Origin of the sequence: Micromonospora sp. NPDC049051 (genome assembly GCF_043197575.1) — a bacterium.
In the GTDB taxonomy this organism is placed as follows: Bacteria; Actinomycetota; Actinomycetes; order Mycobacteriales; family Micromonosporaceae; genus Micromonospora.
Map to the genome: position 1 here is coordinate 155,108 of NZ_JBICTL010000008.1, position 26,185 is coordinate 181,292.

The 26,185-nt window shown below is 68.7% G+C and carries 18 protein-coding genes and 2 pseudogenes; 13 read left to right on the plus strand and 7 right to left on the minus strand.

The window, feature by feature from the left end:
- Positions 1-92: 92 nt before the first annotated feature.
- Positions 93-3,707 (minus strand): S8 family serine peptidase, encoded by a 3,615-nt coding sequence (locus ACGFIR_RS28005; RefSeq protein WP_393148182.1) that lies wholly within the window; start codon positions 3,705-3,707, stop codon positions 93-95.
- Here ACGFIR_RS28005 and ACGFIR_RS28010 point away from each other — a divergent pair.
- On the plus strand, positions 3,700-3,951 hold the full coding sequence (locus ACGFIR_RS28010) for a hypothetical protein (protein ID WP_393148190.1): 252 nt from the start codon (positions 3,700-3,702) through the stop codon (positions 3,949-3,951). The two genes, ACGFIR_RS28005 and ACGFIR_RS28010, sit on opposite strands and share 8 nt — an antisense overlap.
- A gap of 149 nt (positions 3,952-4,100) precedes the next feature.
- Here the strand turns inward: ACGFIR_RS28010 and ACGFIR_RS28015 are convergent.
- Positions 4,101-4,374, minus strand: a pseudogene (locus tag ACGFIR_RS28015) (transposase family protein); the annotation flags it as partial.
- A 202-nt stretch (positions 4,375-4,576) separates the two neighbouring features.
- On the opposite strand from ACGFIR_RS28015, the gene ACGFIR_RS28020 reads away from it, so the two are divergent.
- From ACGFIR_RS28020 to ACGFIR_RS28030, 3 genes are read left to right on the plus strand one after another with little or no spacing between them, the layout of a single operon-like run.
- Positions 4,577-5,794 carry a D-arabinono-1,4-lactone oxidase gene (locus ACGFIR_RS28020; RefSeq protein WP_393148152.1) on the plus strand — a complete coding sequence of 406 codons (1,218 nt, stop codon included), beginning with the start codon at positions 4,577-4,579 and terminating at the stop codon, positions 5,792-5,794.
- Complete coding sequence (locus ACGFIR_RS28025; protein WP_393148155.1) at positions 5,794-6,168, plus strand: sensory rhodopsin transducer; 375 nt, start codon at positions 5,794-5,796, stop codon at positions 6,166-6,168. The genes ACGFIR_RS28020 and ACGFIR_RS28025 overlap by 1 nt, the downstream gene beginning before the upstream one ends.
- A gap of 35 nt (positions 6,169-6,203) precedes the next feature.
- On the plus strand, positions 6,204-7,334 hold the full coding sequence (locus tag ACGFIR_RS28030; RefSeq protein ID WP_393148157.1) for an FUSC family protein: 1,131 nt from the start codon (positions 6,204-6,206) through the stop codon (positions 7,332-7,334).
- Between the two features lie 83 nt (positions 7,335-7,417).
- Here ACGFIR_RS28030 and ACGFIR_RS28035 read toward each other — a convergent pair whose 3' ends face one another.
- Entirely contained in the window at positions 7,418-9,250 is a 1,833-nt protein-coding gene (locus ACGFIR_RS28035; protein WP_393148159.1) for a glycoside hydrolase family 15 protein, read from the minus strand.
- A gap of 385 nt (positions 9,251-9,635) precedes the next feature.
- Between ACGFIR_RS28035 and ACGFIR_RS28040 the strand changes: the two genes are divergently transcribed.
- Positions 9,636-10,067 carry a hypothetical protein gene (locus ACGFIR_RS28040; protein ID WP_393148161.1) on the plus strand — a complete coding sequence of 144 codons (432 nt, stop codon included), beginning with the start codon at positions 9,636-9,638 and terminating at the stop codon, positions 10,065-10,067.
- 60 nt (positions 10,068-10,127) lie between these two features.
- Positions 10,128-10,766 carry a hypothetical protein gene (locus ACGFIR_RS28045; RefSeq protein WP_393148163.1) on the plus strand — a complete coding sequence of 213 codons (639 nt, stop codon included), beginning with the start codon at positions 10,128-10,130 and terminating at the stop codon, positions 10,764-10,766.
- 267 nt (positions 10,767-11,033) lie between these two features.
- Here the strand turns inward: ACGFIR_RS28045 and ACGFIR_RS28050 are convergent, their stop codons facing one another.
- Complete coding sequence (locus ACGFIR_RS28050; RefSeq protein WP_393148165.1) at positions 11,034-12,149, minus strand: branched-chain amino acid aminotransferase; 1,116 nt, start codon at positions 12,147-12,149, stop codon at positions 11,034-11,036.
- Between the two features lie 155 nt (positions 12,150-12,304).
- On the opposite strand from ACGFIR_RS28050, the gene ACGFIR_RS28055 reads away from it, so the two are divergent.
- The 7 genes and pseudogenes from ACGFIR_RS28055 to ACGFIR_RS28085 all read left to right on the plus strand — a co-directional run bounded on the left by ACGFIR_RS28055 (position 12,305) and on the right by ACGFIR_RS28085 (position 21,601).
- On the plus strand, positions 12,305-13,201 hold the full coding sequence (locus ACGFIR_RS28055; RefSeq protein ID WP_393148184.1) for an LLM class flavin-dependent oxidoreductase: 897 nt from the start codon (positions 12,305-12,307) through the stop codon (positions 13,199-13,201).
- Positions 13,202-13,327: 126 nt separating this feature from the next.
- Positions 13,328-14,587 (plus strand): annotated as a pseudogene (locus tag ACGFIR_RS28060) (methylaspartate mutase); the annotation flags it as partial.
- Positions 14,588-14,680: 93 nt separating this feature from the next.
- Positions 14,681-15,661, plus strand: a complete 981-nt coding sequence (locus ACGFIR_RS28065) for an asparagine synthetase A (protein WP_393148186.1) — start codon at positions 14,681-14,683, stop codon at positions 15,659-15,661.
- The gene (locus ACGFIR_RS28070) at positions 15,658-16,902 is read left to right on the plus strand and encodes a glutamate synthase-related protein (protein ID WP_393148167.1); all 1,245 of its coding nucleotides are present in this window, start codon (positions 15,658-15,660) and stop codon (positions 16,900-16,902) included. The genes ACGFIR_RS28065 and ACGFIR_RS28070 overlap by 4 nt, the downstream gene beginning before the upstream one ends.
- A 529-nt stretch (positions 16,903-17,431) precedes the next feature.
- The gene (locus ACGFIR_RS28075; protein WP_393148188.1) at positions 17,432-18,493 is read left to right on the plus strand and encodes an ornithine cyclodeaminase family protein; all 1,062 of its coding nucleotides are present in this window, start codon (positions 17,432-17,434) and stop codon (positions 18,491-18,493) included.
- Positions 18,494-18,554: 61 nt separating this feature from the next.
- Entirely contained in the window at positions 18,555-19,943 is a 1,389-nt protein-coding gene (locus ACGFIR_RS28080; protein WP_393008803.1) for an MFS transporter, read from the plus strand.
- Positions 19,944-20,404: 461 nt separating this feature from the next.
- Entirely contained in the window at positions 20,405-21,601 is a 1,197-nt protein-coding gene (locus ACGFIR_RS28085; protein ID WP_393148170.1) for a cytochrome P450, read from the plus strand.
- Positions 21,602-22,134: 533 nt separating this feature from the next.
- Here ACGFIR_RS28085 and hppD read toward each other — a convergent pair.
- The 3 genes from hppD to ACGFIR_RS28100 all read right to left on the minus strand — a co-directional run.
- On the minus strand, positions 22,135-23,220 hold the full coding sequence (gene hppD / locus ACGFIR_RS28090) for a 4-hydroxyphenylpyruvate dioxygenase (protein ID WP_393148172.1): 1,086 nt from the start codon (positions 23,218-23,220) through the stop codon (positions 22,135-22,137).
- A 44-nt stretch (positions 23,221-23,264) separates the two neighbouring features.
- Positions 23,265-23,477 carry an MbtH family protein gene (locus ACGFIR_RS28095; protein ID WP_393008810.1) on the minus strand — a complete coding sequence of 71 codons (213 nt, stop codon included), beginning with the start codon at positions 23,475-23,477 and terminating at the stop codon, positions 23,265-23,267.
- The coding region (locus ACGFIR_RS28100) for an amino acid adenylation domain-containing protein (RefSeq protein ID WP_393148174.1) at positions 23,474-26,185 on the minus strand (2,712 nt) is incomplete at its 5' end. The genes ACGFIR_RS28095 and ACGFIR_RS28100, both read right to left, overlap by 4 nt.

Consider the following 26,185-nt stretch of genomic DNA (forward strand, 5'->3'; position numbering starts at 1 on the left):
CGGCGGCGTACTCCTGCACCCACACACGCCCCGCACCCAGGGTGGGCGGGGCCCGGGACGATGACCGTCCCGGGCCCCGCCACTCCGCCGCGTCAGCGCACGCCGTACGCCCGGATGATGGTCTGTTCGACGCCGTTGCCGTGCGCGTCGGTCAGGTCCACCTTCAGCGACACGTCGCGTCCGGCTGCCGCCGACTGGTCCACCGTGCCGACGAAGCCTGGCCCGGATGCCGCCACCGGGGCCTGCGTCCAGGTGGTGCCGTCGTCGAAGGACACCCACAGCTTCGCGTCGACGATGTCGCCCGCGTCGTAGTCGCGCTGGCCCACCCCGTCGAAGTGCACCGCGAACGCGGCGTCGGCGGGCGCGAGGTTGCGGTTGTCGAGCGCGATGTCGTACGTCGGCACGACGATCGGCAGCGCGTACAGCGCGTCGTCGGCCGGCCGCTCGGAGCGGAACCGGAACGTGGTGTCGGTGCGGTGGAACAGGTTCCAGTTCGGGTGGTAGGGCGGGCGCGGGTTGAACCGCATGGTCAGCACCCGCAGCTGGTAGTCGGCGTCCCCGTCCGGCACCGTGAACACGCCCGACGGCCAGGCCAACGCTTCGATCTGCTCGCCGTTCCGGGTCAGGATCGCCGCGCCCGTGTCACCGAACCCGCCGCCCGGGCTGTAGTGGTCCGGTTCGGTGTCACCGAACGGGATCATGGCGACGCCGATCAGGTTGCCCTGGCGCTCGGAGATGCGCTCGCGCGAGCCGTCGGCCCGACGCGTGGCCACGGAGCGGACTGGCCCGCCGTACCACCGCTCGGTCCGCTGCGAACCCGCGGCGTAGGTGCGCGGGTTGTCGAACATGACCTCGTCGAACACCGCCGCGCCGCCGACCATGTGCTGCCACTGCTGGTCTGCGGTGTAGTACGCGGTGCGCTGGAGGGGCGCGGTGAACGCCTCCGACAGCATGGTGGACACGGTCGGGAAGTCCGGCCGGAACGCCCGCAGGTAGTCGTTGATCGCCCGGTCGGTCCGCAGCGAGTTGATCTGCTCGTCGACCCGGCCGAGGTCCCGGTCACGCACGTGCAGCGGCACCTGCGGCTGGGTCTTGCCCTCGGCGACGAACGCCAGGTGGTAGACGTACGGGCTGGCCGCGACGGCGTCCCAGGACAGCGTCACCGGGCCGGCTGCCAGGTCGGCACGCAGCGCCGCGGTCTCGGCCCCGCTCAGCGTCAGGCCGGGAATGGTGGCCGTCGACACGGCGAGCCACCGGCCCGGGGTGTCCTGGCCGAACAGCACCGCCTTGGCGCCGGCGGCTGCCGCTGCGGTCAGCGTCGTCGCCGAGTTGACCGCGTCGTGCACCAGCACGACCTTGCCGGCGACCCCGGCGGCTTCGATCTCGGCCGTGGTGCCGGCTCCGGCCGCGACCAGCGGCGCCGAGCCGGAGCCGTCGAGCTTCACCGAGGCCGTGCCCTGGATGAAGTTGCCGACCATGTACTCGGGTGCCAGCGCGGTCCCGGTGGAGCTGCGCAGGCTCAGTTCGGGGGCGTACATGCGGTAGAAGGTGTCCAGCTCGAACTTGCCGGAGTGCACCGGTGCGGTCTGCCCGACGTACACCTCGTCGACGGACTTGCCGCCGCTGTACGACGCGGCCAGGTAGGCGGCGTCCCACCAGCGGGCGTACTGCAGAGTGGTGCTCTGCGCCTCCAACGGGCGCTCACCCTTGACCTGCTGGCGTACCGCGGTGCGCGCGTCGTAGGTGATCGTCATGTCGGTGGCGCTGTTGTTGATGACCAGGTCCGGGTCGCCCATGAAGGCGATCGACTTGACCAGGCCCTGTTCGCCGGTGGTGCCCTCGTCGAGGCTGGCGATCAGAGCGGCGATCGAGTAGCGGCCCTCCCGCAGGCGCAGCTGAGGGGCGGTGTCGAAGGTGCTGAACCGTTGGGCGGTGAGCCGGTCGATGTCGACGACGTCCACGAAGGAACCGGCGGTCGGTGCCTGGCCGCGTCGGTCGATCAGGTCCAGCGTGACGGTCACGGTGTGCGGCTCCAGCCAGGCGCCGACGGCGGTGGTGACGGTGGTGCCGTCGGCGGCGCGGGCGACCAGGCGGCCACCGATGGTGCCGTAGCCGGCGTCGCTCTGGCGCACGGCGGGGTCGAGCACGACCGGGACGTCGGCGGTGCCGTGGGCGGGCACGGTGACCTGGTCCACGCCGACGTTCAGCGTGCGCTTGGCCAGCGGTTGGCCGTCCTCGCCCGTGGCGCCCTCGATCGACAGCGCGAAGGTGACCGCGCTGTCGCCGGTGTTGGTCAGGGTGACCGTGGTGGTGGTCGGCTGCTGGTGCTGGTGCGGCCAGGCGTACGAGCCGGCGTCGACGGTGCCGGGGCCGTACACGGTGGCGTTGATCGCGCGGTACGCGTCCACCACGCCGGCACCCTGGGCGTACACGCTGCCCTGCCCACCCGGCTGGACGGACGACACCAGGACGTCCTTGCGCTGCTGCGCGCTCCACTTCGGGTGCCGCTGGCTCAGCAGCGCCGCGACACCGGCCACGTGCGGGGCGGCCATCGAGGTGCCGGACATCCGGACGTACGGGTTGCCGCCGGGGCTGCCCATGGCGGCGGCGAGCACGTCGACGCCGGGCGCCGCGATCTCGGGCTTGACCTTGTGCGAGCCGGTGACCGGGCCGCGGCTGGAGAACCCGGCGGTGGCACCGGCGGCGTCGACGGCGGCCACGGTCAGCGCGCCGTCCGCGCAGGCGGGCGAGCCGAGCGTGCGGGCGGCCGAACCGGAGTTGCCGGCGGAGATCACGAACAGGGTGTGCGACTGCCGGGTCAGCTGCTGGGCGGTGACACCGAGCGGGTCGGTGCAGTCGGTGCCGATGCTGCCGCCGAGGCTCATGTTCACCACGTCGGCGCCGCTGTCGACGGCCCACTGCATGCCGGCGATGATCCAGGACTCCTGGCCCCTGCCCTCGCGGTTGAGGACCTTGCCGATGAGCAGGTCGGCGCCGGGAGCGACGCCCTTCTCGGCACCGCCGGACGCGGCACCGGTGCCGGCCACGGTGGAGGCGACGTGGGTGCCGTGCCCGTTACGGTCCACGGCGCCGCCGGTCTCGTCGGTGAAGTTCTTCTCGCCGACGACCTGCCCGGCGAGATCCGGGTGGTTGGCGTCGTAGCCGCTGTCGAGGACCGCGACGGTGGTGCCCGCGCCGTCCAGGCCGGCCTTCCACGCCTGCGGCGCGTTGATCTGCGCCGTGGTCTCGGCCATGGCGGCGGTCACCCGGCCGTCGAGCCAGAGCTTGCCGATGGCCGGGCCCTTCCCGTCGGTCAGGTCTCGCCACAGCTCGGCGGCCTTCTCCTTGGTGACGTCGAGCGCGACCGCGTCGGCGACCGGCAGGGACGCGGCGACGGTGGCGCCGTCGGGCGCCGCGGGCGCCTGGCGGGTGCGGCGCAGGCTGCCGCCGTACGTCGCGAGGACCGGCAGGATGGCGGTGGACCGGTCGTCGTAGCCCTGGCGGACCAGCCCGGTGACGTTGAACAGTTCCTCGTCGACCCGGCCGGCGGCGATGAGCGGCATGGCGACGGCCGGGATGACGTAGAGGTCGTCGCGGAACGCCCGGGTGGTGTATCCATGGGCGTCGCCGCCGGGCCGGGGCAGCAGGGTGGCCCCCGGCTTGCCGTTCGGATCGGTGGTCAACACCGCGCGGTCACCCGTGATCAACGTGACCAAGGTGCCGTTCGCGGTGGGCTCGGTGCCGAGCAGCGACCGGCTCGGTGCGGCGCCGGACGAACCGGGCGCGGCGGCGGACGAACCGGGCGCGGCGAGCGTCGTCAAAGCGAGCGCGGCGGCGGCCGACAGAACGACGGCGCGCCGTCGTCGCGACAGAACAGGCATGGCGGGGATGGATCCTTCCACTGGTACGAAAGGCGTCGCGACGCATCGTCGCAGCGTGCGCCCCAGCTGAGCGGCTTCCGAGCTGGCGGAGTTGCGCCACGGCGGTAACTCGACAGCGACCGCCCGCCCACAACGGCGACACCGAGTTTCGATCCGATGGCTGTCGGCAATGGGCGGTGGGGCGGCCGGTCCGTGGACAGGGAACGACACCGCTTCGTTGAGTGGCGACGCCGACACGATCGCGTGACCGGCGGAGTGCGACACCCCGAACAGCGGGCCGATCAGCCGCATGGCCAGGTTCGTGTGCCAGTACGCGGCCACCAGGAACACCCGGTCGGCGAGGTCGAGGAACCAGTGCCGACCCCGCCGACGGCCGGCGATGGCGTCACCGCCACGCTCGGCGACCAGCCTGACGAGGCGGCGGAACCGGGCGGACCGCGACCCGGGCGCACGGGAAGATCCACTCCGGGCGGGCCGTCAGGATCACCTGCACTCCGACGTTATCCCCAGTGGACGGACCACCGAGTGCCGAGCCAAGTACGCCGACGCGGTCACCTGGCTCGACGCAACCCCGCTGATATGGGAACGGGCCCGCCTTGGGTGCCGTACCCGCGAGGACGTGCGGACCTCGGCAGCGAGACGACTACTCCACCCGCCGGCGGGTAAGCCGCCCGACCGGCCGGGAAGGAGGCGACGTGGGGCGAGAGTTCGTGAACTGGTCCGGCAGCCTGTCGTTCACCCCCGCCGAGTACGCCGAGCCCGCCGACGAGGACGAGGTGCGGGCGCTGGTGTGCCGCGCCCGCGAGAGCGGCGCCACCCTGCGCCCGGTGGGCTCCGGGCACTCGTCGAGCCCGTTGGTGCGCACCGACGGGATCCTCGCCAGCCTCGACCGCCTCGCCGGGGTGATCGCCGACGACGGGCGGCTCGCCACGGTCCACGCCGGCACGAAGCTCAGGACCCTCGGCGAGGGTCTGTACGACGCCGGCCTGGCGATGGACAACCTCGGGGACGTCGACTATCAGTCGATCGCCGGCGCGACCGCCACCGGCACCCACGGCACGGGTCTCGGCTTCGGCAACCTCTCCACCCAGGTCGCCGGCGTCCGGCTGGTCACCGGCACCGGTGAGACGCTGGACGTCGACGCCGAGCACAACCCGGAACTCCTGCCGGCCGCCCGGCTCTCACTGGGCGCCCTCGGTGTGCTCACCCGGATCACGCTGGCCGTGCAGCCCCGCTACCAGCTGCACCGCCGGTCCTGGTGCGCGCCCGTCGACTGGACCCTGGACCACCTGGCCGAGTTGCAGCACACCAACCGGAACATGGACTTCTACTGGTATCCCCGCAGCGACCTGACCCAGGTGCGGGTCATGAACCGGGTCGACCAGGCGCCGGACGAGCGGGTGTGGCACGCGCCCCGGGTACCGGGCTCGGTGACCGTGGACGAACTCCGGGAGCTCCACGTGGCCCCCACCCACCGGGCCATCCCCCGCCACCGGGACCTGCGGTTCGAGGAGATCGAGTACATGCTGCCGGTGGAGGCGTTCCCGGCATGCTTCGCGGAGGTGCGGCGCCGGATCCGGCAACGGCACCGCCGGGTCGCCGGCTGGCGGGTGCTGGTGCGCAGCATCGCCGCCGACGACATCTGGCTCAGCAACGCCTACGGCCGCCCGACGGCGACCATCGCCTGCCTGCAGAACACCTCCCTGCCCTACGAGGAGTACTTCCGGGACATGGAGGCGGTCTTCCGGCAGTACGGCGGCCGGCCGCACTGGGGCAAGAAACACTGGCTGACCGCCCGCGAGCTGCGTCCGCTCTATCCCCGCTGGGACGACTTCCAGGCGGTGCGGCGCCGACTCGACCCCGACGGGGTGTTCCTCACCCCGGACCTGGCCCGGCTGCTGGAGGAGGCGTGATGGCGCAGATCGGTGCCCGGACGTGGGTCGTGCCGGGCGGGCACGTGCCGTTCCCCGGCCACGGCCCCGAACCGGCGTTCACCAGCTTCGACCAGCTCTGCGTGCTGAACGCCACCGCCGAGGAGACCGAGGTGAGCCTGGAGGTCTACTACGAGGACGCCGAGCCCGTCGGGCCGTACCGGATCCTGGTCGGCGCGCGCCGGATCCGCCACGTACGGGTCAACGACCTGATCGACCCGGAGGCCGTACGCCTGGACCGCCCCTACGGCTGCCTCCTGCGCTCGCCGGTGCCGGTGGTGGTGCAGTTCCTGCGCCAGGACACCCGGCTGCCCGGCGTCGTCGCGCTGACCGGCGTCATGGCCCATCCCGCCTGACGTTCGGCACCCCCGCGAACCGGGTACCCGCGCCCATGGCGCTCTCACAGTGCAAGCCGGCAGCGACCAAGGCGGACTCCCGGCTGCGCCAGCAATGCCAGGAGGTCTACCGACGGTTGCAGACGTATCTCATTCTGGCGGTGCAGGCCGGTCTGGCCGCCGCGCTGGCGTGGCTGGCGGCCAGGATGTTGCTGGGCAGCCACGACCCGACCTTCGCCCCCGCCGCCGCGGTCGGTGTGATCGCCGCCGCCATCGGCAACCACGCCCGCCGCGCCGTCGAACTCGTCGCCGGCGTGGGGCTTGGGATCGTCGTGGGAGACGTACTGATCAACCTGCTGGGGACCGGAGCATGGCAGACCGGCGCCATCGTCTTCGTGGCGATCGCCGTGGCGGCGGCGGTGCGCGGCACCGGCGCCCTGATGGCCCAGGCCGGCGGTACGGGCGTGCTGGTCGCCACCGTCACCCCGACCAACCCCGACCTGGAACTGCCCCGGACGCTCAACGCGCTGATCGGGGGAGCGGTCGGGCTGCTGGTCGTGCTCGTCATCGTGCCCCTCAACCCGTTGCGTACGCTACGGCGCGTCGCCGACCCCGCACTCGACACCTTCGCCAAACAGATGACCGCCTCCGCGCGAGCGCTGGCCGACGGCGAGGCCCACGCCGCCGAAGAACTACTCGACGAGATGCGCGACGCGGAGCCGGAGCTCGACCGGCTCGACGAGGTCGTCGTCGCCGCCGACGAGGTTGCCCGGCACTCACCGCTGCGCTGGCACCGCCGCCGTGTGCTGGCGGCCTACAAAGACGGCGTCGAGCACATGGAACGGGCGTTTCGCAACAGTCGGGCCCTGGTGCGTCGGATCGGCACCGCCCTGCGCGACGACGAACCGGTGCCGCCCGACCTGCCCGCCGCCATCGAACTGTACGGCGAGGCGGTCCGGATGCTGCACCGCGAATACCTGGCCGTGGAGGAGCCGGCGGGTGCCCGGGAGCGGGTACTGGCGGCGGTGCGGGAAGCCGGCAAGGCGTGTCGCCAGGACATCGGGTTCTCCGGCACCATCGTCGTGTCCCAGCTGCGGACCATCGCCAACGATCTGCTTCGCGCCACCGGTGTCCCACGCGACGAGGCGCGTCGAATGGTCCGCCGGGCCGCCGCCGGCTACGGGTGACCCCGCCGCCCCAACTGTGACTTGGCCTTCGTCATGGTCAATGCCCTTTGGACAGGTACCCGGGCAGCCAAGGGCGACGGCGGTCAGCGACCGGCGTCCAGCAGTCGGTCGAGGTTGACGGCGGTGCTGATCAGCGAGAGGTGGCTGAATGCCTGCGGGAAGTTGCCGACCTGCTCGCCGCTCGGCGCGATCTCCTCGGAGTAGAGGCCGAGCGGGCTGGCGTAGGTGAACATCTTCTCCAGCGTCAGCCGGGCGTCTTCAAGGCGGTCGGTCCGCGCGAGGGCGTCCACGTACCAGAAGGTGCACATGGTGAAGGTGCTTTCGATTCCGGGCAGACCGTCCGGGGATGCCTCCGGGTTGTACCGGTAGACGAGGCTGTCGGAGACGAGTTCGTCGTCGATGGCATGCAGGGTTGACCGCCACATCGGGTCGCGCGGCGACACGAAGCCGACGGAAGGCATGGCGAGCAGCGCCGCGTCCAGTACGTCATTGCCGTAGTGCTGGACGAAGGCCCGACGTCCCGGGTGGTAGCCCTGCGTCATGATCTGGTCGTAGATTCGGTCGCGTACTGCCGTCCAGCGGCCGATCTTCGCGGGCCGTCCCCGCGCGTTCGCGATGCGGACGGCGCGGTCGAGGGCGACCCATGACATCAGCCGTCCGTAGGTGTAGTTCCGCCCTCCGCCGCGGGTCTCCCAGATCCCCTCCTCCGGCTGGTCCCAGTTGTCGCAGAGCCAGTCCATCGCCCGTAGGGTGTGCCGCCACCCCTCGTGGGTGATGTGCAGCCCCTGACTGTCGGCGACGTGGAAGGCGTTGAGTGCGGCGCCGTAGATGTCGAGCTGCAGTTGCGTCGCCGCGCCGTTGCCGATTCGGACCGGAGCCGAGCCCTTGTAGCCTTCCAGGTGGTCGAGCACCTCCTCGGGGATGTCGGGTGAGCCGTCGACCCGGTACATGACCTGCAGCGGGGCGCCAGCCTCGTCGGCGTCGCGGACCCGGTCGCCGAGCCAGCGCATGTAGCGGCCCGCCTCGTCGGTGAAGCCCAGGTCCAGCAGCGCGTGCACCGAGAACGATGCGTCGCGGATCCAGGTGTAGCGGTAATCCCAGTTGCGTTCCCCGCCGATGTGCTCGGGTAGGCCCGCAGTGGGCGCGGCGACCAGCGCACCAGTCGGCGCGTACGTCATGAGCTTGAGGGTTATGGCGGACCGCTCGACCATCTCGCGCCAGCGGCCGGCGTAGTGGGAGCGGCCGAGCCAGTCCCGCCACCAGTCGCGCGTGGACGCCAGCAGGTTGTCGACCTCGTCCGGGCTGTACCGACGCGGCGGGTCGGGATCGATGCCGGTCTCCAGGACCACACCCCCGACCTCGCCCTCGTGCAGGGTGGCGACGAGGCAGATTCCCTCGTCGGTCCGGCGGACGTCGTGCTGCTCGGTCAGCTGGTTGGCGTACCGCACCCGGCTCAGGCTGAAGGCGGACGTCGCGCTCCGGATCAGGCTTCCCTCCGGGTGGACCTCGAGTTCCTGGGAGTCGCGGCCGTAGTTGAACCGGGGTTGACAGTCGAGGCGGAACCGCATGGTGCCGCGGACCATGCGGAGGACCCGGACCAGTCGGTGCCGGTCGGTGGCCTGGTCGCCGGCGACCGGCATGAAGTCCACGAGTTCGCCGACGCCGTCCGCACTCATGAAGCGGGTGATCAGGATCGGGGTGCCGGGCAGGTACAGCTGCTTGCACACGTGGTCGACGCCGTCCGGCGCTATCTGGAAGTGGCCGCCGCGGCGCCGGTCCAGCAAGCCGCCGAAGATGCTGGGTGAGTCGAACCGCGGGGCGCAGAACCAGTCGATCGTGCCGTCCACCGCCACCAGGGCGGCGGTCTGCAGGTCACCAATCAACCCGTGCGATTCCACGGCAGGGTACGAATCCACCAGACCTCCCCAAGATCCCTCCCGACATCCTGACCGGCCGCACGACTACCCCCGGTCCCCCGGCGCACACCTCCCACCTGGCCATCAACACCGCCGCGCGCTCATCAGGGCTGGTACGGGTGCCAGCGGCGCAGTGGACGAGGTCGCGGAGGACTTTGGTGAGGATGGCTATGGCGATGCCGACTTCCACGGTGATGGCTTTCGGCGCGGTGGGGGCAGATGAGCACCAGCACGGCATTCGCACTGTGCAACCTTGGCCCAATATCGGCGCTTTTCCCGCTTTCTGGTGTGATCATCCTCGGTACCAGACGGCGATGGGAATGTGTTGGCGGGTCGTGATGGCGGTGTGGCAGGGTGATCGTCATGAGTGAGCCCCAAAGGGTCGATGGCGCGTAAGTCGCCTGGTGCGCTGCGTGCGCAGTCGAGGTTGGCCGGCCGGAGTGGCGGCAAGACCTCTCCCATCGATGGCCTGTCGAGCCGCGCGAACGCGGCGATCGTCAGACTTCAGCTCCGGCATCCGAAGATCGGCTCCGTAGCGACCGCATTGACCAGCTACCGTCGTGCCATCTGGCGGTCCGGCCGATGGCTGGAACTTCTGGGCGACTGTCCGTGTCCGTCCTGCGATCCCGTAGGTCAGCGGGGCATCCTCGAAGGCGCAATGCGCCGGTTGCCGCCGGCCGCCCGCCGTGAGCTGCGGCGTGTCGTCGATGCGTTGGACGAGGAGTTCCTCCGCAAGACGCTGCCTGATCCCCGGGCTGCCGAGCTGAATGCCTGGGATGCCCAGGCCTGGTGGCGGCACCGGCTGAGGGGGCGGTGAACATTGCAGGTGCCGAAGACACCGCTGTTGCGGACTGGAAACGTCGGCTTCAATGGCCTGATGATCATGATGCAGGCGGTCATCGAGGTGCCGATGCTCGACGGTGAGCCGGCACCGCCGTGGCCGGTGGAGCCGTTGCCGCCCGGCTCGTGGCTGGTGCTCCACGCCGGTTGCACCGATGAGCAGACCGGGTTGTTCGTGGCGGCCCTCGCGAATCGGATCGACGTCATGCCACCCGGCGGCCGGGATGAGGTCGTGGACGCGCTGTTGGCCGAGGAGTTGCTCATCGCTACCGGTGGCCTGCGGGTTAGTGACGCCAGGGTCGGGACGAGCGTGATGCCGGGTTGTTGCAGTGGGCTGGAGGACTGGCGAGATTGGGCGCAGCCTCTCACTGGCGGTTCGCCGTGGTTGGGTCATGACCCAGGCCCGGAGGTAGAGGCAATCGGTGATGCTCTGCGGGTCTGGCAGGACGGCGGTCCGAATCGTCACCGGGGACGCTGGGCCGGACACTATGTCGACCTGCCACGTCGTACGCTGCCGCAGCTGCTGACAGGTGTGCAGCGGGACCTGGTGGGCTTCCTGGACAGCCTCGCCGGATGGGCAACACGCTGCGGACTGGGTCAGCGAGGCCGCGCCCTGGTGAGGACGGTCGACCAGAATTTCGCCATCACGGCACCCCTGGATCTGTCTGCCGACTAGTGCTCAAGCAGGAGATCACTGGGTGGTCTGGTGCAGGCGCCGTGGTCTCGCGGGTTCAAGCGGGATTGGTGCGGTCGCCGGGGTTGATCGGGTAGTGGCCAGAGGACGTGTACGCGTCTTCGGTGCCTGGAGCGCATCGTCGCCGATTCCTTCTCGGAGTGGCAGAGCACGATCGTCGCGTCGATGTCCAGGACCAGGCCGTCGACCGGCAGGTCGGCCGTGTAGGCCCTGCGGCAGGTCACCGCGCGGGTAACCTGGGCGAGACCGTCAACAAGCTGTGGAGTGGGGTTCGGTGAGCCGGCTCCGGCGCGCACGATGCGTCCATCCATACAGGTCCGGCAACCGGCCGTACTGGATGCCCAATAGCCGCTCGCGCAGCGCTGTCGTCACCGGCCCAGGGACGGAAGTGGCAATTTCACCGGTGGCCCAGCGCACCGTACCGATCGATGCCACCGTCGCCGCAGTACCGCAGGCGAACACCTCCCGCAGACGACCCGATCTCGCGTCGGCCTGCCATTCGGCGAGTGAAATCGGGCGCTCGACCACGTCGATCCCCATGTCCTGGGCCAGCGTGACGATCGAGTCACGGGTGACGCCCGGCAGGATCGTGCCGGCCAGCGGTGGTGTCACGAGCAGTCCTTCGTAGACAAAGAAGAGGTTCATACCACCCATCTCTTCGACGAACTGCCGTTGGCCCGCGTCGAGGAATACGACCTGGTCGCAACCGGCCTCCGCGGCTTCCCGCTGAGCGACGTGTGCGGCAGCGTAGTTGCCGCCGCACTTGGCTGTGCCGGTCCCGCCGAGACCCGCACGGCTGTACCTCTCCGAGATCCACACCGTCATGGGTGCCGAACTGTCGGAGATCCCGGCCACCGGGCAGGCGATTACTCCGAACAAGTACTCTCTGGCCGGCCGCATTCCCAGGAAGGGTTCGGTGGCAATAAGGTAAGGACGGACGTAGAGGCTGGTGTCCGGTAACTCCGGCAGCCACTCACAATCGACCTCGAGCAACTCCGTTATCGCTTGTAAGAACAGCTCCGCCGGCACGGGCGGCATCGCGAGCCGGCGCGCCGAAGCCTGAAAGCGTCGGGCGTTGGCGTCCGGGCGAAACAGCAGACACTCGCCGTTCTCGCTCCGGTATGCCTTCAGCCCTTCGAAGATCTCCTGGCCGTAGTGCAGGACCGCGGAGGCGGGTGACAAGGGAAGTGGGCCGAAGGGCTGGACCTGCGCGTCGTGCCAGCCCCGGGATTCGACGTACCGCACGGTGACCATGTGGTCCGTGAACACCGTACCGAACGGGGGCGGCGGGGCGGACGACGCTGGCGCCGACGAGGCCCGCACGAACTGTCGCTGGAAACTGATCCTGCTGCCATCAACTGCCATGATCACCTCCGAATGGGCGGGGCTTTCACACTACTGTCATCGCGGAAGCCGACCAGGATCGCGGACGATTCTTCCACATCAGGATGACCCGCCGGAGCTATGTTCTCATTGCGAAACGAGACAAGGTCCCGAAACATTATTCCCCTGGGGTGCACATGCGTGTAGGCGTCATGATCCTTCCGGAGCGCCGTTGGCGAGAATCAGTCCTTCGCTGGCGCGCCGCTGAACGTCTCGGGTTCGACTCCGCCTGGACCTACGACCATTTGTGGTGGCGCAGCCTGCGGGACGAGCCATGGTTTTCGGCGATCCCTCTGCTCGCCGCCGTGGCCGCCAGCACCGAGCGGATCCGGTTCGGAACCATGGTGACCTCGCCGAACTTCCGGCACCCGGTGGTGCTGGCCAAGGACGCGATCACTCTCGACGACATCTCCGGCGGACGGTTCGCCCTGGGTGTCGGCGCTGGATCCACCGGCGCCGGCGATGCCACTGTCCTCGGCGGCGAAATACTTTCGGCGCCCGATCGGGCGGCGCGCTTCAGCGAATTCGTAGCCCTCCTGGACACCCTGCTCGAACAGGACGTCACCAGCTACCAAGGGCGACACTTCTCAGCGGTGGAAGCTCGCATGATACCTGGTTGCGTGCAGTCCCCCCGCCTCCCACTTGCCATCGCCGCCACAGGTCCACGGGGGTTCGACCTGGCTGCACGTCACGGCGACGCGTGGGTCACAAGCGGTCCGGCCGACTTTTCCCGTTCCTACACTCCGGACCAGTTCCACGCCGCTGTGCTCGCGCAGGTCGACGGCCTGCAACGTGCCTGCGCCCGCGCCGGGCGTGACCCGGCCTCGATCGAACGCATCCTCGTGACCACCGACATGACCGGCGACGTGCTGCGCTCCGCTGAGCATTTCGTCACGGTGGCGGAGCGCTATGCCAAATGCGGAATCACCCACCTGGTCGTGCACTGGCCTCGTGAGAACGGCGTCTTCGCGGGCGATCCAAACGTACTCGAGGACATTTCCCGGGAGGCTCTTCTCCATGTTCACTCGCTGTGATCGCTGTCCCGCCGGCGAGACGAAACAAATGTCGCGCCGGGCTATCGAGCACTTCTCGCATCCTGTTCACCCTTACTATGGGGCGTGTCGAAGATCAATGAGGAGGGCTTTACCTCGCCCGACGTCCTGGCGCGACCGCCCGGCGCGTTTGGGACGTTCGTCGCGTCAGCGCGACGCACGGGCTCACTCATCGTTCAGCCGCGGATGGGATTCGGCAGTATCGGGCAGATGAGACGTGGTCTCCTCGCGACCCGTCGGACTCCGGCGGCCACTGTCGGGACGATCACGTTGGACAGCTACACCCGGACCGGCGACCTTGCGGCCGCCTGGGCAGCGGTGCACGAGGGCAGGGCGCTGAACGGCTATCCGCTACTGACCCACGACCTCCGCGCGACGCGGGACATGCTCGACGGGATACGCAGCGACGACTTCCCCATCCAGGTTCGACACGGCTCGGCTCGTCCGCAGGAGATCGTCGCCGCGCTGATCGGCGCGGGACTCGACGCCACCGAGGGAGGCCCCGTTTCCTACTGCTTGCCGTACAGCCGCTTGGCGCTTCGCGACTCTGTCGAGAACTGGGCGGTCGCCTGTGAGCTGCTCGCAGCTTCCCGCACCGGACAGGTGGAGCCGCACCTGGAGACGTTCGGTGGCTGCCTCATGGGTCAACTGTGCCCGCCCGGCCTCCTGGTGGCGGTGAGCGTGCTGGAAGCGATGTTCTTCGTGCAGCACGGGCTACGCAGCATCTCGTTGAGCTACGCCCAGCAGACCGATTTCGAGCAGGATCTTGCGGCGTTGTCGGCGTTGCACCGGCTCGCCGGACGCTGGCTGCCTGGGACGGACTGGCATGTGGTGGTCTACACCTACATGGGGCTCTTCCCACGCACGAGTGGCGGCGCACGTCGACTCATCGAACAGTCCGCAAGACTGGCGGTACGGTCAGGAGCGGCACGGCTCATCGTGAAGACCGCAGCAGAGGCGTCCCGAATACCCGCCATAGAGGACAACGTGGCGGCGCTCATGTTCGCCGCCGAGGCCGCTCGGGGAGAGACCGCGGCGGGATGGTCCGGATCGGCCGCCGACGACTCGATCGAAGCAGAGGCGTCGACGCTGATCGAGGCAGTCGTCGGGCTCGATGCCGACGTGGGCCGGTCAATCGTACGGGCCTTCGCCCTGGGCTATCTCGACGTTCCGCACTGCCTGCACCCGGACAACGCCAATCGCGCCAGAAGCTACATAGATGAATCGGGCCGCCTCAGGTGGTCCTCGGTGGGCGCGATGCCGATCGCACAGGGGCACGGTGACGGCAGACGATCCCGTCGGCCCTCGTCCGCCGAGTTGCTCTGGTCGTTGTCCCACGTCGCCCGCAGCTTCGACCACGAAACCGCCGCTGTGGAGTCGGCGAGTCGTTCCTCCCGTCCGACAGCGCCCGCGTTCCGACGAAGTGGGAGACCAGACATGGTAGAAAACCGGTCCGCTCCGATGCCTGACGGCCCGCTCGACCCGCGGGAGCACTTGACCTCCCCTACGACCAGGACAGTTCTCCGCATCCAGGCCGCCCTCCTCGCCGCCGCCCGTCGATACCTGACGGAGGCTGGTTTCGTCGAGCTGTTGCCACCGATCATCGGACCGGTCACCGACCCGGGTATCCGTGGATCGAAGCAGATAGACGTCGACTTCTACGGCCACCGCTACAAGCTGATGACCAGCGCGATCTTGTACAAACAGACCTCGCTGTTGGCATTCGACAAGATCTTCTATATCGCTCCGAATGTTCGGTTGGAGCCGCCGGACGCCTTCTCCACACAGCGTCATCTGGTCGAGTTTCATCAGATCGACGTGGAGGTGGCGGAAGCAGGCCGCGCGGACGTCATGCGGCTGCTGGAAGGCCTGCTCCGCCATCAGATCGCCGCCGTCGAGTCCGAGCACGGCGATGAGTTGGCCGCGCTGGGCCGGTCGACTGGCGCCTTCAAGCAGCTGCAGGAACAGCCCTTCGACCAGATGACGCACGCCGCCGCCGTGACTGCTCTACAGGAGTTGGGACACGAGCAGTCGCCGCAGGCAGAGATCGATTGGCGTGGAGAGGAAGTCCTCTCCACGGCCGCGGGGGTCCCCTTCTTCGTCACCGACTACCCCAAGGGTTCCCGCGGTTTCTACGACCGGGAGAGCCGTTCGGAGCCGGGCCTGCTCCGCAACTTCGACCTCATCGCGCCGGAGGGGTTCGGCGAGCTCTGCAGCGGCAGCGAGCGGGAGTTCGAACACCGCCGACTCGTTTCCCGTATACGAGAGACGGGCGAGAACCCGGCCAAGTATGGCTGGTACCTGGAGGCGGCCAGGCACGGCATCCCGAGCAGTGCGGGCTTCGGGATCGGTGTGGAACGACTCACCCGGTACGTCGCCGGACTGGACGGCGTGTGGCAGGCGAGCGCCTACCCGAAGTTTCCCGGCATGGTGTCGGCGTGATCGAGGCGGACCACTTTCCGGGGGATGCGGTGCGGCTCAGGGCCCGGCTCGGCCTGGCGGCGGCATTTCCCCCGCAGGAGGGCTTCGGCCGCGCCGTCTACGGCGGCCGACCCGGCGCTCGGACCGGCGACCCACTGGACGACGTCCGTCTCGTTCCCCCCATCTTCTCCACTGACCGTTTGGAGATGTTGATCGAGCTCGGTCGTGAGCCGACGTACTCCGACGTCCGGCTGGAGTCGACGATCGGCGGTTTCACCGCCCCCCTACCGATCTTCGTGTGCGCGTTCGGCTCCACGGAACTGGTCAGCTCGGGGATGTCCGACACATTGGCCAGGCAAGCCGGGGCGTTGGGGCTGCCCATGGTGATCGGCGAGAACGTCGTTCCGATGCACGATTTCCGTAACCCAGGACCGGAGACGCTGTCTGCGGCGCTGAACCGACGAATCGCCGCCTATGCAGAGGGTGTCACCGACCATCGCGGCGGGGTGGTGGTGCAGCAGAGCACCGAGGACGCCGACGCCGAGGTGTGGAACGCCGTGTACAGCGACCCCGCCGCGCAGCCGCTGCTCGACGCTGGGCAGCTTGGCTTCGAACTCAAGGTGGGCCAAGGGGCGAAGCCAGGCCTCGGTGGAATGACTCTGGTCGACGGGGCGGTGGCTCGGCGCTTGGCCGACCGCTACACCATGCAGCGCATCGGCACCCGCGCTGGCGCGCCGGTGCTGCGTAGCGGCTCACCGGGCACGTTCACCGCCGAGATCTTCCGACATCAGATCCGTCAGATGCACAACAACTTCCCGCGGGCCAAGCTGTGGGTGAAGCTGCACCCGGGCCGTGACGTGGCGGAGGCGGCGAAGATCGCCTGGGACGCCGGGGCGGACGCGGTGGTGATCGACGGAGCCGAGGGTGGCACGGGCTGGGCACCGTCGGTCTCGCTCGACCACGTCGGCCTACCGCTCGGCGAGTGCCTCCGCCGCGTCGACGGCAGGCAGGGGTGCTTACTGGTCTCAGGGCGCGTGTGGGAGGGTGCGCGGGCCGCAAAGTGTCTTGCCTTGGGCGCCGCCGCCGTGGGCCTCGGACGAGCGGCCCTGCTCGCTGTGGACGAAGACCCCGACAAGGGCTTGAGCCGCTTCGTGGAGTGCCTGGACTTCGAACTCCGGCTTCTGATCAGCGCGGTCGGCAAATACCGGGCGGACGCGCTGGGTCCCGAGGACCTCTGGAGCGGCTGCGCCGCGTCCGGATAGGCACGTCAATCCAACAAAGGCGAATTTCCACCCGGCGGGACGGATTGCCACACGGGAGCCAGCATGTGTCACACCCCGCCAGCGCCTCCCACCATGAGCGGCCCAGCGTCAGATATAGGCAAGGATGAGGAGGTAGGCTAATCGTGGTTCAAGGCGAAGACACACCGTTCCGGCACAATTGACAAGCCCTGATGGCGGCGCGACTCCGCAATGAGACCAACCTTCCTAGACCAGGACATCTGTGTCCCGGTGGCCGCGCGGAGGCGTCGTGCGCGCGATCAGCAGAACGCGGGCTGGGGTAAGGCGATTACTGCGCCGATACCGCAGCGTGAAGTGATGTCTCCCGCTGACGACGGCGGCGGGCACCGGGCTGGCGCTCACCCTCCCGTGCCGGCCTCGAAGAACGGGCCAGCCATGGCGGAAACACCGACCGGACTTGCCAGGCCGTCGACAGGGGAGGCGCCAACCTGATCCTTGCAGGACAGGCCGGTGGTCACGATAGTGCCGAGAGGATGCCCCATTGAAGACCATGCTGTTGACCGCCGAAGAGATACGGCTCATCGTCGACAAGGTCGGCCGAGATCAGGTCATGCGACGAATCATCGAGCAATTGACGACGGACCTGCGGTGCTCGTTCGAGGGCGCACCCTTCACCTCACCGTCGCGTTCCGGATTCGAACGGGAGATGCCCGCCCGAGGCGTGCTGGAGTGGATGCCGCACAGGCGCGCGGGAGACAGTGCGACAGTGAAGCTCGTCTCCTACAGTCCCGCCAACCCCGACGAGTTCCGCCTGCCCACCATCCTGGGCACCATCGCCCGCGTCGACGACCTGACGGGACGCACGACCGTCCTGGCTGACGCGCTACTGCTCACCGCACTCCGTACGGGTGCGGCGTCAGCCATCGCGAGCCGGGTGTTGGCGTCACCCGAAAGCCATGTCGTGGGCGTCGTGGGCACCGGCGCCCAGTCGGTCACGCAGGTACACGCGCTGAGCCTGCTGTTCCCGATCACCCAGGTGCTCGCCTGGGACACGGTGCCGGCGCATCTTGCGAGCTTTGCCAACAGGGTGGCGTTCCTTGGGCTCGACGTGCGGCCGGCCACCCCGCAGGACCTTCTTTCCCAGGCGGACATCATCTGCACGGCGACCTCTGTGGGCGTCGGAGCCGGTCCGGTGCTGCCCGACCGGGGATGGAAGGAGCATCTGCATGTCAACGCCGTCGGTGCCGACCTGATTGGCAAGACCGAACTTCCTCGCGCTCTCCTGGACGCCGCCCTGGTCTTTCCGGATCATCGGGAGCAGGCCGCCTCCGAGGGTGAATGTCAGCAGTTGCCCCCGCACCAGATCGGCCCCTCGCTCGACGAACTGTGTGCCCGACCCGAGGCCTTCCAGGATGCCATCGACAGGCTGACCGTCTTCGACTCCACAGGTTTCGCTCTCGAGGACCACTCGGCGCTCGACGTGTTCGTGGAGGCGGCCGAGGAACTCGGCCTCGGCACGGATCTGGCCTTCGAATGTCGGCCCCAGGACCCGCTCGACCCATACTCACGTCACCTGGATGCTGGCGGATCTCCGGATTCGCTCAGGGCGTAGCGGACGCGCCGGCGCGACATCGTCGGCCGCGCGGCCCCTTTGAGATAGTGGCAGAATGCCTATGAACGGATCCCTCACCCGTCTCATGCACTCATCGCCGTATTGGCCGGTGGTCACCAACCCGACCATGAAGCGAGTGCTTCCAGGCATCGCGACATCCGCGCTCGGGGACGGTATGAGTGCGGTGGCGATCAGTTGGCTCGCCATCCAGCTTGCCCCACCCGAGCACCGCGGGATCTGGGTCGCCGTCGCTCTCGCGGCGTACGGACTGCCAGGTGCTCTGGGAGCCATCATCTTCAACAGGTTGATGAGCGGCCGGAGCGGCGCCGAGATGGCGGGGTGGGACGCCATGCTGCGCTTCGCAGCGCTCGGCGCCGTACCGATCCTGCACATGACCGGCCTGCTGTCCATCGAGGCGTACGTCGGGCTACTTGCCGTGTCGTCGTTGTTCCTGTCCTGGGGATCCGCAGGACGCTACACGCTCGTCGCCGAACTGTTGCCCCAACAGAACAGGATGGCAGCCAACGCGATCCTGACCACGCTGGCTGAGATCGGCACCCTGGCGGGCCCCGTCATCGCCGGCCTGGTGATCGCCTGGGGCGGCGCGGTCTGGGCCATCGCCGTGGATGCCCTCAGCTTCGGCATTCTTGCCGTGACCTACAAGTTCGCCAGCCGCAAGCGAGTGACCACGCTTGACCGCCAGGCACCGAGTTCACGCTCGGCCGGCTTCCGGGCCATCCGCTCCGATCGCCGCCTGTCCAGCCTGATCGGGCTCAGTTTCGGTTACTTTTTCCTGTTCGGCCCGGTCCTGGTCGCCCTGCCCCTCTTCGTGGCGGACGACCTTGGCCGCTCCGCCAGCACGCTGGCGCTGTATTACACGATGTTCGGTGTCGGTGCCGTCGTGGGGAGCCTCCTCGCGGGCTATCTTCGGGCTCTACCCATGTGGCCCGCCACCATCGGCATAGTCATCGGTTTCGGGGTCGCGATGCTTCCGCTCGGGTTCGCCGTCCCCGCACCGCTGACGGTCGCGGCATTCACCCTCGCGGGCCTCGTCTGGGCCCCCTTTCCCTCGATCTCCATCGCCCTTTTCCAGGGTTCCGCGAGTCCTGCGGACCTGCCTCCGATCCTCGCGGCGCGAGGTGCCCTCACCATCGTCGCGCTGCCCCTCGGCAATGGAATAGCGGGCCCCCTGATCGCCGGGTTCGGCGCCCGCGGCACTCTGCTGTTCTGCGCCGTCGGCACGATCCTGCTCGGACTCCTCACAGCTGCCTTCGTCGGGCTGGGCGGCGGACGCTCCGGTGCCGCAGGGGGGACGTCCGACACCGGGCCCGATCTGACCGACGGACCGGGACTGAGCGATGGGCCCGACCCGGACGGCGGGCACCCGAAGCAGTCGCCGGACTGGGTGGAGTCCGTTGACTCCCCTGCCGGCGCGACCAGGAGTCAGTGACCGGTCGGTCCTGTCGGAGACCGGTGTGTACATGGCCGGCGGCGACGGGTCGGGCGGTGCCGTGGGAGTTCGTCCCGCCGGCGGGACGAACTCCCACGATTGGCAGTGGAACACCCAGCCCAGGGACGCACCACCACGGGTGTGCGAAATTCGGCCTTCCGCCTACTCTCTCCCACAGGAGTCGACGACGCACGGGGTCGTCGGCGCACCACTTCCACGATGAAGTGAACGTGTTCCGTTGGTAAGATTCGCCTGCAGCATGGGCGCGATCGAGATTTCCGCTCCCGGCTCGCCCGATTTCGTCGCTGGCAGGGACGGCAGCATCGACGACTCGACCAACACCAATCGACCAGGATTGCTTGATACGTTTAGGCGTATCTAGAACGGAATCCTGACAGATAACGGACACAGGTGTCCTGGGGCACGTCGCCGAACTCTCACATCGACCTTGGAGTCCTCCGATGGCCATCGGAAATTCCGATCTCCCGTCTTTTCCGATGGCGCGTCGATGTCCGCACCACCCACCTCCCGAATATGCGGAGTTGCGCGCCCAGGGGGCGGCGGTTCGCGTCAGCTTCCTCGGGACACCGGTGTGGGCCATCACCAGGCACGCGGAGGCGCGGGACGTCCTCACCGATTCCCGGGTCAGCACGGATCCGGCAAGCCCTGGGCATCCATTCGGCGCCCTCGCGGCCACCGCCGACAGGATGGCCGGCCAGCTCACGGACATGGACCCTCCGGACCACTCCGCGCATCGACGCATGCTGATCAGTGAATTCGGTGTTCGCCGCATCCGTGAGATGGAACCGGACATCGAGCGTCTCGTTGGCGGCCTACTCGACGGCATGGCGGCGTCCGGCGCGGCTGATCTCGTCGAGGCGTACAGCCTGCCGGTCGCGTCCGCAGTCATGTGCCAGCTGCTCGGTGTGCCAGAACGCGATCACGCCTTCTTCCACGACCGCGCGTGCGCCATGTTGGGTGGCGTCTTCAGCTCTCGCGATGCGGATGTCGCACGCATGGAGATACTGGCGTACCTGGACGACCTGGTCCGCAGCCACGAGCCCGGACAGAATGGCATCATCGACCGGCTGATGACGATCAGACGTGACACGGGTGAGCCCACGCATGAGGCCATCGTGGGGATGTGCTTCATGTTGCTCCTCGCGGGCCATCACACCACCGCTACCATGATCCCGCTCGGCGTCTACACGTTGCTCGATCATCCGGATCAGCTGGCTCAACTCCGAGCCGAACCAGCGCTCTGGCCGGCAGCAGTCGACGAACTGTTGCGCTTTCACAGCATCGTGGACTGGATGTCCTTCGACCGCGTGGCAACCGCCGATATCGACGTCGGCGGCGAGCGGATTCACGCCGGAGAGGGAATCTTCGTCCTGGGAGCAGCTGCCAACCGGGATGAACGGGCGTTCACGCGACCCGACGACTTCGACATCCATCGGCGCTCGCGGCACCACCTGGCATTCGGAGTCGGCATCCATCAGTGTCTCGGGCAGAGTCTGGCCCGGGCCGAGCTGGAGATCTCGTACCGCAGGCTCTTCGACCGGTTCCCCACGATACGAGTCGACGCGCCGGCTGATGGTCTGGTGTTCAAGTACGACGCCGCGATGTTCGGCCTGCAGGAACTGCCCGTGACATGGTGAAACGACAGCAGCACGAGCCGACGCACGGGAGTTCGCAGTGACAGATCCACCGAGCACCAACAACACCCTGTCGGTTCTCCTGACAAGCACGTCCTCGGACGCCCACAGCTGGAACCTGGTCGTCCTGGAGTTGGCACTGGGCGAGCTTGGTGCCAACGTCCGCAATCTCGGGCCGTGCGCACCGGAGGAGCTCGTCGTCGACGCCGCCCGACTCCAACGTCCCGGCCTGATAGTCGTCAGCAGCGTCAACGGTCACGGCTGCCAGGACGGCTTACGGCTGATCCCCAAACTGCGAGCCGCCACCGGAACCGGGCCAGCAGCTCCAGACATCATCATCGGCGGCAAGCTGGGCATCACCGGACGCGTTCACGTCGACCGGGCCAACGCGTTGCTGCAGGCGGGGTTCGATGCGGTCTTCGAGGGCGGGACATTGGACGACCTGGCCGCCCACGTCGCGGCCCTCCAGGCCCGTCGTTCCGCCGCCGCGGCTCCCCTCGCTGTGCGGTCGCAGCGGTCGGCGGAACGTGGCCCCACTACTGTCCGTGCAGCGACTCGTGCACTCGTTCGAACTCGACAGCCTCGTACAGCGCCTTGATGTTGCCCGTACCGAACGTACGCGCCCCGATGCGCTCGATCATCTCGAAGAACAGTGTCTGCCGTGGGTGCAGCGAGCGGGTGAAGATCTGGAAAAGTTGACCGTAGTGATCCTCGTCGACGAGGACGTGCAACTGCCGCAACTCCTCGACCTCGTGCGCGGCCAACTCCAGCCGATGCGGCAGTAGGCGGTAGTACGGATCCGGGGTCCTGAGAAACTCCACCCCCCGGTCGCGGGCCGCCGTCACCGCCGCGACGATGTCAGGCGTACAGAAGGCGATGTGTTGAACGCCAGCACCGCCGTGGTCCTTGATGAAGTCGTCGACCTGCCCTGCCTCGGCGGTGGTGTCGGGCTCGATCAGGGTCAGCGTGACGTCGCCGGAAGGACTCTGCACCACCTTCGAGGACATCGCCTGCCTGCCGACCCGGATCCGTTCCTCGAAGATCATGTGGAAGCCGAAGCCAGACTCGTAGTACGCCACCGTGTCGTTCAGCTCGCCCGATGGAAGGCAGACGGCGAAGTGGTCCATGCGTTCCAAACCTCCGCTGGCCACCGATGGAAGTGACAACACCGGGAAGCCGGGCACGCATGCCTGCTCGCCGGCGCTGTCGGATTGCACGAACGTGTGCACGACGTCACCGAAGCCCACCACGGTCGCTGTGGTGCAGGCGGGTGGCATCTGTCGCCTCACCGGTGCTCGCACCGGGCGGGCCCCAGCGGTCACCGCGTGCTCGAACGCGCCCCGGCAGTCCTTGACGCGTAACGCGATGTCGGCGACCCCGTCACCGTGCCTCTGCACGTACTCCGTGGCGGGGTCCTCGTCCGTCAGCCCCTGGGTCAATACCAGGACCATGCTGCCCTGGACGAGCACCTTGGTTCGCCGGCGACCGCCGGGTTCGGAGCGAGCCGCCTCGGTGAAGCCGAACTGTTCGACGAACTCCACCGCCCTGGCCTGCACGTCAGTGACGTAGAGCTCGACATGGTTGACGGTCAGATCGTCCAGAATGCTTGCTGCGGTCCCCACCATGCTCCTTTCGACCGAGTGGCACGCGTACGCGAGTCTGGGGACTAATCGGCCTGCATCTGCCGGACGAGGCTGGCCGGGCGCATGTCGGTCCAGTGTTCGTCGATGTAGTCAAGGCACTCCTGACGGCGATCCGACTCGAACACGACAGTCCAGCCGGACGGAACCGCGGCGAAGACCGGCCAGAGCGAGTACTGACACTCTTCGTTGATGAGCACCCGGTACGCGGCGTCCGGGTCCTCGAATGGGTTGGTCATCGTTCCTCCTGTTGACGGGTGTGCATCGGAAGTTCGAGTCGTCGCAGGTGCTCACGTACCACCGCGGCGATCCCGGCCAGTGGCTCCGGAAGAGTCATCTCGCCGTGCCGCGACGCGACCGGACGAACGTGGATGTCGCCCGTGACGTGGGGCGTCCACAGGTCCACCGGAGGACGCCGGGCCGTGACGTGCTGAGTGGCCTCGAAGAAGAGCAGGTCGCCCCGGAACTTTCCGGGTTGGTGCGACGACCCCAGTCTGAGGTGCCGGCGGGTGGTCTCGACGATCGCCGAGAGTTGATCTTCGCTGACGTCGGCCAACGCGCCGCCGGATTCTCTGAGCAGGTCCCGCGTGCGCCGGAGGTCGAGACTCCGCAGCTCAGCCGGTCGAGCCACCCCGACCGCCTCCAACAGCGCCACGAACAGGGCCGATTCATCCGGTTCCTCCGTCGAGACCTCCGGGTCGGGATAGGAGTCGAGCATGGCGAGCATGCCCACCGGCTCATCCTGTTCCTGCAGCAGTGCCGCCATCGCGTGAGCGATCACGCCTCCGAACGACCAGCCGAGAAGGTGGTAGGGACCCGAAGGCCGGACCGCACGCACGCGGGCCACGTACTCCTCTGCCAGCGCACGCAGATGCGGGTAACCCGCCACCGCGTCGCGACCGTCGTCCGCGAGGCCTGGCGCCTGCAGCGCGTACACAGGACGATCCGGCAGGTGTTGGACGAGGCCGGCGTAACACCAGGACATACCGACGGCTGGGTGGACACAGAACAGCGGGATCCGGTCGCCGCTCGTTCGTAGCGGCAGCAGGGCGTCGAACGCGGTACGACCCGACCCGGTGGGCCGGTGTGGCTGTTCGAAGCGCGCCGCGAGGCCGGCCGGGGTCGCCTCCTCGAAGAGGGAACGGACGGTGAGCTCCGCCCCGAGTCGGGCGCGGATCCGGCTGACCAGCCGGACCCCGAGCAGGGAGTGCCCCCCGAGTTCGAAGAAGCTGTCGTCGACGCCCACGCGAGGCAGGCCGAGGACCTCCGCGAACATGTCGCAGAAGAGCCGCTCGAGGAAGGTCCGCGCTTCGACCTGCCCGGCCTTGCCCCACGCCGGCTCCGGCAGTGCCCGCCGGTCCACCTTGCCGTTCGCCGTAACGGGCAGGGAGTCGAGCACGACGAACGTCGCGGGGACCATGTAATCCGGTAGCACCGTGGCCGCCTCGGCGCGCAACGTCCTGGCATCCGTGTCGTCGGTGGACACGACGTACCCGACCAGCGCGGTGTCGCCGCTGGGGCTCTGCCGCGGGAACACTGCCACGTCGGTGAGCTGGGGCAGTCCGGCGAGAACCGTCTCGACCTCGGCGGGCTCTACCCGGAAGCCACGGATCTTCACCTGGTCGTCCGTGCGGCCGGCGAAGTCCAGGTTTCCGTCCTCCGACCAGCGCCCGAGGTCTCCGGTGCGGTACATCCGGCTTCCTGGCGGTCCGAACGGATCGCCGACGAACCGTTGCGCCGTAGCCGCCGGCCGGTTCACATAGCCTCGGGCCACTCCCGCGCCGGCGAGGTATATCTCGCCTACGGCGCCGAGCGGCGCCGGCTGGAGGCTCCGGTCGAGCACGTACACCCGTGTTCCGTCGAGCGGACGTCCGATGGGAACACGCGCAGGGACGGCAGCGGGCAGCTCGCGGGGCACGACGTACTGCGTGGCGCAGAGGGTCGCCTCGGTCGGACCGTACAGCTGCCGGACCGTGGTGGTCGGGCAGTTCTCGACGACGCGGGCCACGGCGTGGGGCGGGACGACGTCACCGCCGGTCAGCACCTCCCGCAGGCCCGCCAGGACAGCGGGCTGCTCCTGCGCCACGACCCGGAACAGGCCGGCGGTCAGGTGAAGGGACGTCAACGACCGCTCCCTGATGAGCCTGTCGAGCGCGGTGGCGTCCACGTCACCCGGTGGAGCGACGGTGATCCGCCCGCCGGCCAGAAGGGGGACCCACAGCTCGTAGTTGAGGATGTCGAAGGCATGCGGGGCGTGCAGCAGGACGCTCCGGTGGTGCTCGGCCTTCCAACTGCGATCATCGATGAGCTGGGTCACGTCGCGGTGAGTGACGGCGACGCCCTTGGGCACACCGGAGGAACCCGAGGTGAACATGACGTAGGCGACCTGGTCCGGGTGGGACGGCACGGGTAGGCACGCGGTCGTGTCCGGTACGGGCCACGGCCCGTCGAGGGTGCAGACCGGCAGGTCGTGCCGGTGAGGCAGGTCCGTGCGGGTCACCACCAGCGCGGCGCCTGACTCGGTGAGCGCGTGCCGCCAGCGGTCCTCGGGATCCCGGGTGTGCAGAGGTACGTAGGCGCCGCCGGCGGCGAGGATGCCGAGGACGGCCACGATCACGTCGGCGGAGCGGTCCAGCAGGATCCCGACCCGCGTCTCGGCCCCGACCCCCAGCTCGATCAGTCGCCCCGCCAGCGCTCGCACCCGCTCGTCGAGCTGCGAGTACGTCAGCCGGACATCATCCGCCTCGACGGCGATCCGGTCGGGCGTACGCGCCGCCTGTTCGGTGAACCGCTGTTGCAGGCTGCCTCCCGCGGGTGACGCGAGGATTGGCGCGCCGGTGCCGATGGCAAGGATCCGCTGTCGTTCGGTGGTGGTGAGGATGTCGATGCCGTTGAGGTGTTGGTCGGGGTCGGCGACCACGGTGCGTAGGAGTCGTTCCAGTCGATG

Excerpts from the sequence above, each read along its gene's own strand:
- ACGFIR_RS28025 (WP_393148155.1), top strand. The coding sequence starts at position 5,794 with ATGGCGCAGATCGGTGCCCGGACGTGGGTCGTGCCGGGCGGGCACGTG.
- ACGFIR_RS28030 (WP_393148157.1), top strand. The coding sequence starts at position 6,204 with ATGGCGCTCTCACAGTGCAAGCCGGCAGCGACCAAGGCGGACTCCCGG.
- ACGFIR_RS28040 (WP_393148161.1), top strand. The coding sequence starts at position 9,636 with ATGGCGCGTAAGTCGCCTGGTGCGCTGCGTGCGCAGTCGAGGTTGGCC.
- ACGFIR_RS28045 (WP_393148163.1), top strand. The coding sequence starts at position 10,128 with ATGATCATGATGCAGGCGGTCATCGAGGTGCCGATGCTCGACGGTGAG.
- ACGFIR_RS28050 (WP_393148165.1), bottom strand. The coding sequence starts at position 12,149 with ATGGCAGTTGATGGCAGCAGGATCAGTTTCCAGCGACAGTTCGTGCGG.
- ACGFIR_RS28055 (WP_393148184.1), top strand. The coding sequence starts at position 12,305 with ATGCGTGTAGGCGTCATGATCCTTCCGGAGCGCCGTTGGCGAGAATCA.
- ACGFIR_RS28065 (WP_393148186.1), top strand. The coding sequence starts at position 14,681 with ATGCCTGACGGCCCGCTCGACCCGCGGGAGCACTTGACCTCCCCTACG.
- ACGFIR_RS28075 (WP_393148188.1), top strand. The coding sequence starts at position 17,432 with ATGCTGTTGACCGCCGAAGAGATACGGCTCATCGTCGACAAGGTCGGC.
- ACGFIR_RS28080 (WP_393008803.1), top strand. The coding sequence starts at position 18,555 with ATGAACGGATCCCTCACCCGTCTCATGCACTCATCGCCGTATTGGCCG.
- ACGFIR_RS28085 (WP_393148170.1), top strand. The coding sequence starts at position 20,405 with ATGGCCATCGGAAATTCCGATCTCCCGTCTTTTCCGATGGCGCGTCGA.
- ACGFIR_RS28095 (WP_393008810.1), bottom strand. The coding sequence starts at position 23,477 with ATGACCAACCCATTCGAGGACCCGGACGCCGCGTACCGGGTGCTCATC.